This window comes from Mycobacteriales bacterium (assembly GCA_030697205.1).
GTDB lineage: Bacteria > Actinomycetota > Actinomycetes > Mycobacteriales > SCTD01 > JAUYQP01.
In genome coordinates, this window is sequence record JAUYQP010000056.1 from 1 (window position 1) to 10,369 (window position 10,369).

Annotated in this window: 14 protein-coding genes, 2 tRNA genes and 1 pseudogene; 11 read left to right on the forward strand and 6 right to left on the reverse strand. The window is 71.9% G+C overall.

Going from position 1 to position 10,369, the window contains the following annotated elements:
• Window positions 1-134 precede the first annotated feature (134 nt).
• Window positions 135-628, forward strand: a pseudogene (locus Q8R60_18555) (bifunctional 5,10-methylene-tetrahydrofolate dehydrogenase/5,10-methylene-tetrahydrofolate cyclohydrolase).
• On the opposite strand, the gene Q8R60_18560 reads toward Q8R60_18555, so the two are convergent.
• Window positions 604-1,041 (reverse strand): helix-turn-helix domain-containing protein, encoded by a 438-nt coding sequence (locus Q8R60_18560; GenBank protein MDP3714473.1) that lies wholly within the window; start codon window positions 1,039-1,041, stop codon window positions 604-606. The pseudogene Q8R60_18555 and the gene Q8R60_18560 overlap by 25 nt on opposite strands.
• Window positions 1,042-1,115: 74 nt before the next feature.
• On the opposite strand from Q8R60_18560, the gene Q8R60_18565 reads away from it, so the two are divergent.
• The 4 genes from Q8R60_18565 to Q8R60_18580 all read left to right on the forward strand — a co-directional run bounded on the left by Q8R60_18565 (window position 1,116) and on the right by Q8R60_18580 (window position 2,800).
• The gene (locus Q8R60_18565) at window positions 1,116-1,535 is read left to right on the forward strand and encodes a DoxX family protein (protein MDP3714474.1); all 420 of its coding nucleotides are present in this window, start codon (window positions 1,116-1,118) and stop codon (window positions 1,533-1,535) included.
• The gene (locus Q8R60_18570) at window positions 1,532-2,026 is read left to right on the forward strand and encodes a DUF5519 family protein (GenBank protein ID MDP3714475.1); all 495 of its coding nucleotides are present in this window, start codon (window positions 1,532-1,534) and stop codon (window positions 2,024-2,026) included. The genes Q8R60_18565 and Q8R60_18570 overlap by 4 nt, the downstream gene beginning before the upstream one ends.
• A gap of 65 nt (window positions 2,027-2,091) precedes the next feature.
• Window positions 2,092-2,550, forward strand: a complete 459-nt coding sequence (locus tag Q8R60_18575; protein MDP3714476.1) for a VOC family protein — start codon at window positions 2,092-2,094, stop codon at window positions 2,548-2,550.
• Between the two features lie 103 nt (window positions 2,551-2,653).
• The gene (locus Q8R60_18580; protein ID MDP3714477.1) at window positions 2,654-2,800 is read left to right on the forward strand and encodes a hypothetical protein; all 147 of its coding nucleotides are present in this window, start codon (window positions 2,654-2,656) and stop codon (window positions 2,798-2,800) included.
• A gap of 402 nt (window positions 2,801-3,202) precedes the next feature.
• Here the strand turns inward: Q8R60_18580 and Q8R60_18585 are convergent, their stop codons facing one another.
• The 4 genes from Q8R60_18585 to orn form a co-directional block, all read right to left on the reverse strand.
• Window positions 3,203-3,529, reverse strand: coding sequence for a hypothetical protein (locus Q8R60_18585; GenBank protein MDP3714478.1), 327 nt, complete (start codon window positions 3,527-3,529; stop codon window positions 3,203-3,205).
• Window position 3,530: 1 nt separating this feature from the next.
• Window positions 3,531-4,604 (reverse strand): tyrosine-type recombinase/integrase, encoded by a 1,074-nt coding sequence (locus Q8R60_18590; protein MDP3714479.1) that lies wholly within the window; start codon window positions 4,602-4,604, stop codon window positions 3,531-3,533.
• A 254-nt stretch (window positions 4,605-4,858) separates the two neighbouring features.
• A tRNA-His gene (locus Q8R60_18595) sits at window positions 4,859-4,934 on the reverse strand.
• Window positions 4,935-4,975: 41 nt separating this feature from the next.
• Window positions 4,976-5,581: an oligoribonuclease gene (orn, locus tag Q8R60_18600; protein MDP3714480.1), complete on the reverse strand. Its 606-nt coding sequence runs from the start codon at window positions 5,579-5,581 to the stop codon at window positions 4,976-4,978.
• A 23-nt stretch (window positions 5,582-5,604) separates the two neighbouring features.
• Between orn and Q8R60_18605 the strand changes: the two genes are divergently transcribed.
• From Q8R60_18605 to Q8R60_18625, 5 genes are all read left to right on the forward strand, one after another.
• The gene (locus Q8R60_18605; GenBank protein MDP3714481.1) at window positions 5,605-5,982 is read left to right on the forward strand and encodes a hypothetical protein; all 378 of its coding nucleotides are present in this window, start codon (window positions 5,605-5,607) and stop codon (window positions 5,980-5,982) included.
• A gap of 10 nt (window positions 5,983-5,992) precedes the next feature.
• The gene (locus tag Q8R60_18610) at window positions 5,993-7,573 is read left to right on the forward strand and encodes a DUF853 family protein (protein ID MDP3714482.1); all 1,581 of its coding nucleotides are present in this window, start codon (window positions 5,993-5,995) and stop codon (window positions 7,571-7,573) included.
• Between the two features lie 65 nt (window positions 7,574-7,638).
• Window positions 7,639-7,881, forward strand: coding sequence for a hypothetical protein (locus Q8R60_18615; protein ID MDP3714483.1), 243 nt, complete (start codon window positions 7,639-7,641; stop codon window positions 7,879-7,881).
• Window positions 7,882-8,005: 124 nt separating this feature from the next.
• A complete protein-coding gene (locus tag Q8R60_18620; protein ID MDP3714484.1) occupies window positions 8,006-8,437 on the forward strand; it encodes a winged helix-turn-helix domain-containing protein in 432 nt (143 codons plus the stop codon).
• A 42-nt stretch (window positions 8,438-8,479) separates the two neighbouring features.
• On the forward strand, window positions 8,480-9,418 hold the full coding sequence (locus Q8R60_18625) for a hypothetical protein (protein MDP3714485.1): 939 nt from the start codon (window positions 8,480-8,482) through the stop codon (window positions 9,416-9,418).
• A gap of 164 nt (window positions 9,419-9,582) precedes the next feature.
• Here the strand turns inward: Q8R60_18625 and Q8R60_18630 are convergent.
• Window positions 9,583-9,655: transfer RNA gene (locus Q8R60_18630), tRNA-Arg, on the reverse strand.
• A gap of 177 nt (window positions 9,656-9,832) precedes the next feature.
• On the opposite strand from Q8R60_18630, the gene Q8R60_18635 reads away from it, so the two are divergent.
• Entirely contained in the window at window positions 9,833-10,330 is a 498-nt protein-coding gene (locus Q8R60_18635) for a single-stranded DNA-binding protein (GenBank protein ID MDP3714486.1), read from the forward strand.
• Window positions 10,331-10,369: the final 39 nt, after the last annotated feature.

A 10,369-nucleotide genomic window follows, 5' to 3' on the forward strand; every position in this document is an offset into this window, starting at 1 on the left:
CCGGCCGCGAGGCCGGATCCTTGCGCGCGTCCAGCGTCAGCCGGATCGCTCTCTCCCGAAGCTCATCCGGGTACTTCCGTGGTGCCGCCATCCGTCATCCTCCGTGGCTTGATGGTCTCCATCAAACCCGGCACGAGACAATCGCCCCACGCAAAGACGTTGACGGCGTGACCATGACCTCGTTCGCACAGATGTCTTTGGGCCTTGGCGGCTTCGCCTCATGTACGCCGGCCGGTGTGCTGCGCCTGCTTGATCATTACGAAGTGGAGCTTGACGGCGCGCATGCCGTTGTGGTCGGTCGCAGCCCCATCCTCGGTAAGCCGGTGGGGATGCCCCTGCTCAACCGTAACGTCACGGTGACCTACTGCCACTCACGCACACGAAACCTTGCCGAGCTGATTAGGCAGGCTGACATCGTGGTGGCTGCAGCCGGACGCCCGGAGCTCATCCGAGGCGGATGGTTGAAGCCAGATGCGGTGGTGGTGGACGCCGGTTACAACGCGGCAATGTCGGCGACGTCGAGTTCACGGCGGCCTCCCACGTTCGGCTCATCACCCCAGTTCCTGGTGGCGTCGGGCCGATAACGCCATCTCAAGCACATTCTCACGGCTCGCGCATCGTTCCCTGACGCGGCTCACCGCAGTCCCGGCCATCGCCGGATGCTGCTTCACCCGCCTCCACCCAGATGGCCGCCCACGACGACACCGCATCCACGACGGGGGCGAGGGCCTCGCCCTTGGCCGTCAGGCTGTAGCGGGCGCCCCGGGCGGAGGAGGGGCAGGCCCGCGTCACGACCCCCTCGCGCTCCAGTTCTCGCAGTCGCTCGGCGAGCAGCCGGTCGGACAACCCGGGAACCGCCGCGCGCACGTCGCTGAAACGCTGCCCGCCCCCGAGCAGCGCCCGGACGATGACGCCGTTCCACCGCCGACCGATCAGCTCGATCGCCCGATGGAAGACCACGCAGTAGCCCGACCCGAGGTCCGCGTCGAGGGCGGCAGGTTCGGCGGGCTCGCCACGCCCTCGCACCCCTGACCGGCTCATGCTTGACCTCACCTCCCACGACTGATAATAGCTAGACTTACAAATAGTAAGTCCGCCGTGGGTCTGGAGGAAGTATGGACGTCGTCGTGCTCGTCGGTCGGATCCTGTTCGCCGTGCTGTTCCTCGGTTCGGGGGTCGCGCACATCACCCAGCGCCAGATGATGACCGGGTACGCGGCGAGCAAGAAGGTCCCCGCCGCTGGGATCGCCGTGCTCGCCAGCGGCGTGCAGATCGTGGTCGGCGCGCTCATGGTCGCCGTCGGGGTGTGGCCGGATCTCGGTGCGTTGCTGCTGGCGGCGTTCCTGCTGCCCACCGCGTTCCTCATGCACGGATTCTGGGCCGAGACCGACGCCGCGGCCCGGATGAACGAGCAGACCCAGTTCCTCAAGGACCTGGCGCTGGCCGGAGCCGCGCTGGTGATGTTCGGGCTGTTCGCCCAACTCGGCGACGACCTCGGCCTGGTCGTGTTCGGACCGCTGTTCGAGCTGTCATGACCCCGGGCAGCGCCTCCCTCCCGCAGCGCAGCGGCCTGCGGCCAAGGACCACGCCGACCAACCCGCACATGCAGCTGGAGCAGCAACCGCTCGACGACAGACCGCGCCGGCGGCTCGAGGCCTTGCTCACCGACCTGCCCGGCGTCGTCTGGGCCGGCAGCCTGATCTCCGTCCCCGGCGCCCGAGCCCTCACCCTGCCCCCGGACCAGGCGCTCGGGCCGCCGGAGGCGTTCATGATCGGCACGGAGTTCGCGCACCTGCACCCCGCTCCTGACCACTCCCTGCACGTGGCCCTCCCGCCGGAGGTCGCCCGCCAGGCCATCGAAGCCGGTTGGGCGGAACAGCATCCGATCGCTGCACGCGGACTGATCCCCCCGGGCAGCGTGATGATCTACGCCCCGCGCGACGACGACGAAGCCGACGTCGTCGCCCACCTGGTCACGGCCTCCTACGACCATGCGCGCGGGGCCGCGTCCCCGGAGACCGGCTGAGCATCCGCAACCGGGCATCCGCCCCACCCCCGCGTCACAAGGATCATTGAGAAGGAGTCACAGCCATGCGCGTCCAGGAACTCGGTCACCTGGTCCTCTACGTCCGCGACCTCGACCGGTCCCGGCACTTCTACCGAGAGGTGCTCGGCTGGGACGAGGTGCGCGGGGATGTGCCGCTCTCCGTTCCCGCCGCCGCCTTCAGCTCGGGTCGGACCCACCACGAGCTGCTGCTCATCGAGGTCGGGCCCTCCGCCGCGCCCATGCCGCCCGGCCGACGCGTCGGGATGTACCACTTCGGCCTCAAGGTGGGCGAGAGCGACGAGGAGTTGCGCGAGGTGGTCCGCCACCTCGACCGGCACGGCGTCCCCGTCCTCGGCGCCAGCGACCACACCGTCACGCACTCGCTGTACATCGCCGACCCCGACGGCCACGAGATCGAGCTCTACGTCGACGTGCTGCCGCGCGACCAGTGGCTCGCCGACCCCTCGCTGGTCTTCGCCCCCATCCGGCCGCTCCACCTTTGAGCCAGAAGACCGGTTCTGCTCGGTTGAGCGGGGATCCCGCGGCCGGCGCCGTCGGAGGCGGGTTCCACGCATGCGGCATGGGGGGTGACCGTGACGAACAGTCGTGCATCACGAGCTCGCGAGCTCGACCGCGCCCTCGGTGGCGCCACGGCTGCTCGGGCAGTACGGCGGCATCGGCGCCGCCATGGCAGTTCGCGACCGCGCCGTACTCGATCAGCTGCAGGCAGCTGGCGGCCGGCGGATCGACTGACACATGTCATCGTCACGCGCACCAAGTGCGGCCCGTGGAGCACGCAGCGCCTGGCCTGCTCTGTCGGGCAGCCGATCGGGTGGCCGGTCGACCTGCCCGCCGAGCTCACCGAGACGGCCCGCTGGCTCGCGGGCCGACGCGCAGCCCTGACGCAGCCCGAGGACCGCCCGTCCGCAACTGCTCATCCGCTCCTTTCACGGCCGCCGACCTACCTCGTCCGGCCGCTCTCCCCGCCGCACGCCCGGCCGCTCCCCTCGCTGCTCGCCCTGACCGCCTGCCGCTCGTCCTCGCCACCGACCCGCTCCGCCTCCGCCACCGCCTCCCCACCACACCCCCCAAAACCAAGATCATCATTCCCGACACACTTGTACCTACGGTCCGCAGCGCTGACAACGCGCGTTGTCAGCTCGGCTTCGCATGCGGCTCGTGGGTGCGCAGGTACCGCTGGCGCGCGGCCTGCCGACTGACGTCGAGGGTGGCCGCGATGGCCGGCCAGGCAGTGCCATCGGCGACCAGGGCGGCAACGACCTGCCGCTGGCGGTCGCTGAGTCGGCGTTGCTCGGCCACCAGCCAAGCCAGTTCCTCGAGCGCCGATCCCGACGGCGGGGGAGCCGTGGGTCGCGCGGGGCTCAGTGCGGCGGCAGCGAGCGCGCCCGACGTCTGCGCCACAGCCAGCGGCGGAGCGGGTCGCGGTCGGACCCGCTTGCGCTGCCGCTGACGATGGCCCACGTCAGCTGCCGGTGCCCCGACCCGGCAGCCGGCTGTCGAGGGCCGCGATGACCTGCTCGTCGACGTCGTCGAGCAGGTGCCCGTAGCGGTCCATCGTCATCACGATCGAGGCGTGACCCAGCCGGTCCTGGATCGCCTTGATGGGCACGCCGGAGGCGATGAGCAGGGCCACGTGGGTGTGCCGCAGGTCGTGGAACCGCGGGGCGGGGTCGAACCCGGCGGCGCGCACCGCCGGCAGCCAAACCCGATACCAGAAGTTGCGGCGTCGCAGCGGCGTGCCCTCGGGCGAGGTGAAGACCAGCTCGCTGGTGTGCCCACGCAGATGCGCGGCCAGCGCCTCGACGACCGGCGCCGGCAACGACACCGTCCGGCGCGACCCGCGGGTCTTGGGCTCACCGAAGGACACATGACCGTCGAGGTCCACCAGCGTCCGCTCGATCCGGAGCCGTCGACGCAGGAGATCCAGGTGCTCCCGGCCGAGACCAGCGAGCTCGCCCCAGCGCATGCCGGTGCCGGCCGCGGTCAGCACTAGACATCGGTAGGCCGGGTCGACCGCGTCCACCAGCCGGTCCAGCTGCTCGGAGGACAGGAACACCCCCTCGTACCGCGGTGGTGGTGGCAGCTTGGTACGCCGACACGGGTTGGACAGCAGCAGCCCCTCCTCTACGGCCTCGCCGAGGATCGAGGAGAGCAGCGCGTGGATGTGCCGGACGGTCGCGGGGGAGCGGGTGCCGGCCAGCTCGGCGATGAAGGCCCGGACCCGCAGTGGCGACAGGTCCTTGAGCGGCACGTCGCCGAAGGCCGGCTGCAGGTGGTTGCGCAACCGCCCGCGGTCACCCGCCAGCGTCGTCGGGCGAACCAGTCGCGCGGCCAACCACTGGTCGGCCCACTGGCCGAACGGCATCGCGCCGCCGCGCGGGTCAACCCACTGCCCGCGAGCCCGGTCGGTCTCGGCAGCGGCGAGCCAGGCCTTGGCGTCGGCCTTGCGGTCGAAGGACTTGGCGTGTCGGCCGCCGTCGTCGTCGCGGTACGCCGCCCGATAGCGGCCGGACGGCAGCGACTCGACCCAGCTCATCGGAGGTCCGCCATGGCGGCAGCCAACGGATCGGCATCCCCGCGAACCTCCCCGCGGACCTCCCCAGAGGTCCGGTCCGGTGACCGCGACAACCTCGGCTGGCAGGACCTGTCAGCGGGGTCGAAGACGGTCCAGAACGGCCTAGCCCTGCCCAGTGCTGTGGAGTTCTGCCCCATGGCTGCCCCATGATCTTGAAAATGGGGTGCTCAGCAGACTGTGAAGATCAGTGATCATGCCCCTGACCTGCACCTTTATGGGGTGAGTGACGGGGCTCGAACCCGCGACAACCGGGATCACAACCCGGTGCTCTACCAGCTGAGCTACACCCACCATGAAGCGCGGGCAAGCATAGCGGAGCGCGCGCGCGAGCCTCAGTCGGTTTCCGGCCGGAGCGCGGTCGCGGCGGCGGCCGCCTCCTCCGAGGTCGGTCCGGGCTGCGGCACGAAGACGGTGGAGCGGTAGTAGCGCAGCTCCTCGACCGACTCGAGGATGTCGGCCAGGGCGCGGTGCCCGCCGCCCTTCTTGGGCGCGTTGAAGTAGGCCCGGGGGTACCACCGCCGGGCCAGCTCCTTCACCGACGAGACGTCGACCATCCGGTAGTGCAGGAACTCGTCGAGCTCCTTCATGTCTCGGGTGAGGAAGCCGCGGTCGGTGGCGATCGAGTTGCCGCACAGCGGCGCCTTGCGGGGCTCCTTGACGTGCTCGCGGATGTAGGCGAGCACCTGCTGCTCGGCCTCGGCGACCGTCACGGTCGAGGCGAGGACGGCGTCGGTGAGCCCGGAGGAGGCGTGCATGTCGCGCACGACGTCGGGCATCCGCTCGAGCTCCTCACGGGTCGCCCCGATGACGACGTCGACGCCGTCGCCGAGCACGTTGAGGTCGGAGTCCGTCACCAGGGCGGCGACCTCGATGAGCAGGTCGGAGCCGGTGTCGAGGCCGGTCATCTCGCAGTCGATCCAGACGAGGAGGTCGCTCACCCCGATGACCCTAGTGTGATCGCGTGCTCTGGCTCCGGGTCGCCGCCCTCGCTGCCCTTGTCGGCTGCGGCACGAGCGGGCCGACCTGTCAGCTCATCGGCTGCGAGTCCCTGCTCAAGATCACCCTCCCTGCGGGGGTGGCGTCCGTGCAGGCCTGCGCCGACGGCGTCTGCAGCGAGACCGTGGTCGGCGGGGTGCTCCAGCTCCCGCTGTCGCGCAAGGCCGAGGACAGCGCGGTGCAGGTCGAGGTGACGACGAGGAGTGCGACGGGACAGACCACGGCGTACGCCGGGGAGGTCACGCCTGTCCGCACCCGCGCCGCGGGCCCCGACTGCCCTGTCCTGTGCGTCAACGCGACCGCGAGCCTGGACCCCGCGACGCGGACGGTGGTCCCGGGCTAGGTTCGCGGGCGTGACCAAGGACGCTGCGGAGGAGATCGGGAAGGCCTACGCCTTCGAGGGACCGGCGCTGGAGCTCGGCGCCCTCGTGCTCGACGGGGAGGCCCACCCGGAGTCGCGGGTGCGGGTGCCGCTGTCGATGCTCAACCGGCACGGACTGGTGGCCGGCGCGACCGGCACCGGCAAGACCAAGACGCTGCAGCTCATCGCCGAGCAGCTCTCGGCCGCGGGCGTGCCGGCGTTCCTCGCCGACATCAAGGGCGACGTCTCCGGGATGGCCGCCCCGGGCGAGCCGTCGGACCGCATCACCAGCCGCGCGAAGGACACCGCGACCGACTGGACGCCGACCGGCTTCCCGGCGGAGTTCCTCTCCCTCGGCGGGGTGGGGGAGGGCGTGCCGGTGCGCGCGACCATCACCAGCTTCGGCCCGCTGCTGCTGTCGAAGGTGCTCGGCCTCAACGAGACGCAGGAGTCCAGCCTCGGTCTGGTCTTCCACTTCGCCGACAAGGCGGGCCTGCCGCTGCTCGACCTCAAGGACCTGCGCGCCGTCATCACCCACCTCACCAGCGACGAGGGGGAGGCCGACCTCAAGGAGCTCGGTGGGCTCGCCTCGGCGACCGCCGGCGTCATCCTGCGCGAGCTCATCACCCTGGAGACCCAGGGCGGCGAGGCCTTCTTCGGGGAGCCGGAGTTCGACAGCGCCGACCTGCTGCGCGTCGCCGAGGACGGCCGCGGCGTGCTGTCGATCATGGGGCTGGCCGGCCTGCAGGACCGGCCCAAGCTCTTCTCCACCTTCCTCATGTGGCTGCTGGCCGACCTCTTCCAGGACCTGCCCGAGGTCGGTGACGTCGACAAGCCCAAGCTCGTCTTCTTCTTCGACGAGGCACACCTGCTCTTCGACGACGCGAGCGAGGCCTTCCTCGAGGCGATCACCCGCACGGTGCGGCTCATCCGCTCCAAGGGCGTCGGCGTCTTCTTCGTGACGCAGACGCCGAAGGACGTCCCCAGCGACGTGCTCGCCCAGCTCGGCAACCGGGTCCAGCACGCCCTGCGCGCCTTCACCCCCGACGACGCCAAGGCCCTCAAGGCCACGGTCGGCACCTTCCCGACCTCCGACGTCTTCGACCTCGAGGAGCTGCTCACCCAGCTCGGCATCGGCGAGGCCGTCGTCACGATCATGAGCGAGCGCGGGGCCCCCACCCCGGTGGCGTGGACCCGGATGCGCCCGCCGGCCTCGCTCATGGCGCAGCTCCCCGCCGACCAGCACGCCGCGATCGTGGCGGCCTCGGAGCTGCTCGACGACTACGGCACCGCCGTCGACCGCGAGTCGGCGTACGAGAAGCTCCTCGCCCGCGTCGCCCCCGCCCCCGAGGCTCCCGTCGCCGAGGCCCCGGAGCGCGCGCCCGAGCGGGAGGCGCCGCGCGACGACGACGAGCCGGGCGCGGTCGGCAAGGTGCTGGGCTCGAGCGTCTTCAAGAGCTTCGCGCGGGCGGCGGCGACGGCTGCGGGACGCGAGATCAGCCGCTCCATCTTCGGGACGGGCCGTCGTACGACCCGTCGCAAGACCACCAAGCGGCGCGGCTCGACCTGGTGAGGACCGCCACCGCGGCGTAGCAGCGGGGACACCTGGGCGACACACGAGCTGCCTACGGTCGACGCGTGGGGGCCTTGTCGGCGCAGGAGGCGGCGGTGCTCGACGCGCTGCGCGCGGCGGGTGGCCGGGTCGTGGCGCGGGCCGACCTCGCCCGGGCCGCCGGGCTCGAGGGGCTCTCCGAGCGCCGCGTCGACGGGGTCCTCGTCACCCTGCGGCGGCAGCTGCCGGGTGGCTCGCTCGTCACGGTGCGCGGCCGCGGCTGGATGCTCGTCGAGCACGCCCCCGACACCGCCGAGCAACGCTCCTGACCCATCGGTGCAGCGCCCTGAGCGTGCACCAAGTCGGAACGACCCGGAAACACTCGGGTCGCCTGGTGGAAACCCCCGCTCCCTAGCGTCGGTCGCGACCACACGGACACCCCGGAGGACCACCATGACGCCCATCGCGGCCACTCTCTCGTCGCACCCGACGACCGCCCCGTCAGCCACTGCGCCGGCCCAGCCCCTGCTGCGCTCGGTCCCGAACCGCCCCGCCGGCGACTTCGTCTCCCGCGCCGCCGACGCCGGCGTCGCCGTCGTCTCGCCCGTCGCGACCGGCAGCCTGGTCGTCGACCTCGCGGGCTACGTCGTGACGCTCGACGGCGCGGACCTCGACGTGTCCCCGCGCCAGGTCGAGCTGCTCGCGCTCTTCCTCTCCGAGCCCCGCAAGGTGTGGAGCCGCGAGCAGCTGCACTGGGTCTGCTGGGGTGACACCAGCCCGTCGCGCCGCGTCGACGTGCAGCTGTGCCGGCTGCGCGCCAAGACCGGCCTCGACCTGTTCCGCAACGTGCGCGACCGCGGTTGGGCGCTGCGTCCGGTCGCCTGACGGCGGCCACCGTCCACGCACGCGTCCCGCTAGCGTCGCGGGATGAGCCCTGAGCAGGAGAGCACCGAGGCCCGGATCGCGCGCCTCGAGGCCACCGTCACCGCGCTGACCTCCCGCGCCGCAGAGCCCGTCGGTTATGACCGGCGGGCGCTGCTGCGTCGCGGCGGGGTCGTGCTCGCCGGCGCCGCCGGAGCCATCGCCGTCAGCGGGCAGGCCGAGGCAGCGGCCGGCGACCCGCTCCTGCTCGGCGCCGTCAACGACGCCGGCCCGGCCGCGACCTCCCTCTCCGGCGGCGCGGCCGAGCTGCCCACATTGGTCCTCGACAACGCGACGGCCACGACCACCCCCGAGGGCAGGTACGCCGCAGCGGCCCTGCGGCTGGCGCCGTCGTCAGCAGGCGACGGCCTCAGTCCGCTGGCCGCCAGCGCCGGTGACCTGGCCTCCAGCGGTGAGCTGCTGCACTACGCGCACACCTCCGCGAGCGCTGACGGCGCGGCCGTCGTTGGCACGGTCTACACTTCGGCCTTCGCCAACCACCTCGCCTTCGTCACGCCGAGGCGCGTCCTCGACACCCGCCCGGGCCCCACATCGGAGGAGGGCTCGCCCAACGACCGCCGCACCCGGGTCGTCGGCGGCTCCTTCGACACCTCGGGACGGCTGCTCGCGGGGAGCGCTGTCGTGCTGGACCTCTCGGAGCTGGTGACCTCCGGTGCCGGGGTGCTGGGCAACGTCACGGTCGTCGGTCCCGTCGGCCCGGGCAACCTCACGGCGTACCCCACCCCTGGCGGTCCGCTGGTGGTCGATGGGTCGGACCGCCCCGCGGCCTCCAACGTCAACTTCGTGCGCGGCCAGGTTGTCGCGAACTTCGCTGCCGTCGGCCTCGGCGACCTGGCCCGGATCACCCTCTACACGACGACGACCTGCCACGTGCTCTTCGACGTCGCCGCCTTCAGCGTCGCCGCCCCCTTCCCCGCCCCCTGACCCGCACCCTGACCCGCACCCTGAGATCTCCGCTTGTGCGCGGCTGTCGGCGCTACGGGGGTCCGGTAGCGCCGACACCGGCGCACAAGCGGGAAGGGGGGGTCGTGGGAAAGCGGGCGCCCCCGGCAGGACTCGAACCTGCGACCAACGGATGAGAAGTCCGGCGCCCCCGGCAGGACTCGAACCTGCGACCAACGGATTAGAAGTCCGGCGCTCTATCCACTGAGCTACGGAGGCCCTGTCGTGCGGGGCCATTGTGGGCCACGGCAGTCGCACAGTGGGTGCGTGGGCGTCGTCCACAGGCCCGTGGCGCGTCCACAGACCGGGTCCGGGGCCTTCCCGCAGCGTCTCAGGTGCCGCACGGTCGTCGTCAGGACCGGCGGGACCGCTGCCGGACGACACGGGAGGACCCGCATGTACGAGCCCGAGATCACCGTGACCGGCAACGTCGGCGCGGACCCCAAGGCCAAGACGACCCCGTCGGGGACGTCCGTCACGGACCTGCGGGTCGCGGTGACGCCGCGGCGCCGGCCGAAGGGGAGCGAGGAGTGGGTCGACCTGCCGACCCTGTGGTTCCAGGTGAGCGCCTGGGGCAAGCTCGGCGACAACGTCGCGGCGTCGGTGAAGAAGGGCGACCGGGTGGTCGTCAGCGGCACGCTGTCGGTGTCGACGTGGAAGAACGAGGCGGGCGAGGACCGCAGCTCGCTCGAGATCAACGCGACCCGGCTGGGCCTCGAGCTCTCCCGCGCGACGGCGACGACGACGTCGGTGCGTACCCCGGCGGTCGTCGCGCACAGCGACCCGGGCGAGCGGCCCGACACCGACCCCGTCACGGGGGAGATGCACCGGCTGCCCGACTGGGCGGTCGGCGCCGAGGTCGAGGAGCCGGGCGCCGACGAGGTCGCTGCCTGAGCCGGCTGGCTGGTGGGGCGTCGCGCGGCCGACCCGGCC

Coding starts and splice junctions, on each gene's coding strand:
- Q8R60_18570 (MDP3714475.1), top strand. CDS start 1,532: ATGACCCCGGGCAGCGCCTCCCTCCCGCAGCGCAGCGGCCTGCGGCCA.
- Q8R60_18560 (MDP3714473.1), bottom strand. CDS start 1,041: ATGAGCCGGTCAGGGGTGCGAGGGCGTGGCGAGCCCGCCGAACCTGCC.
- Q8R60_18565 (MDP3714474.1), top strand. CDS start 1,116: ATGGACGTCGTCGTGCTCGTCGGTCGGATCCTGTTCGCCGTGCTGTTC.
- Q8R60_18625 (MDP3714485.1), top strand. CDS start 8,480: ATGAGCCCTGAGCAGGAGAGCACCGAGGCCCGGATCGCGCGCCTCGAG.
- Q8R60_18575 (MDP3714476.1), top strand. CDS start 2,092: ATGCGCGTCCAGGAACTCGGTCACCTGGTCCTCTACGTCCGCGACCTC.
- Q8R60_18620 (MDP3714484.1), top strand. CDS start 8,006: ATGACGCCCATCGCGGCCACTCTCTCGTCGCACCCGACGACCGCCCCG.
- Q8R60_18635 (MDP3714486.1), top strand. CDS start 9,833: ATGTACGAGCCCGAGATCACCGTGACCGGCAACGTCGGCGCGGACCCC.
- Q8R60_18590 (MDP3714479.1), bottom strand. CDS start 4,604: ATGAGCTGGGTCGAGTCGCTGCCGTCCGGCCGCTATCGGGCGGCGTAC.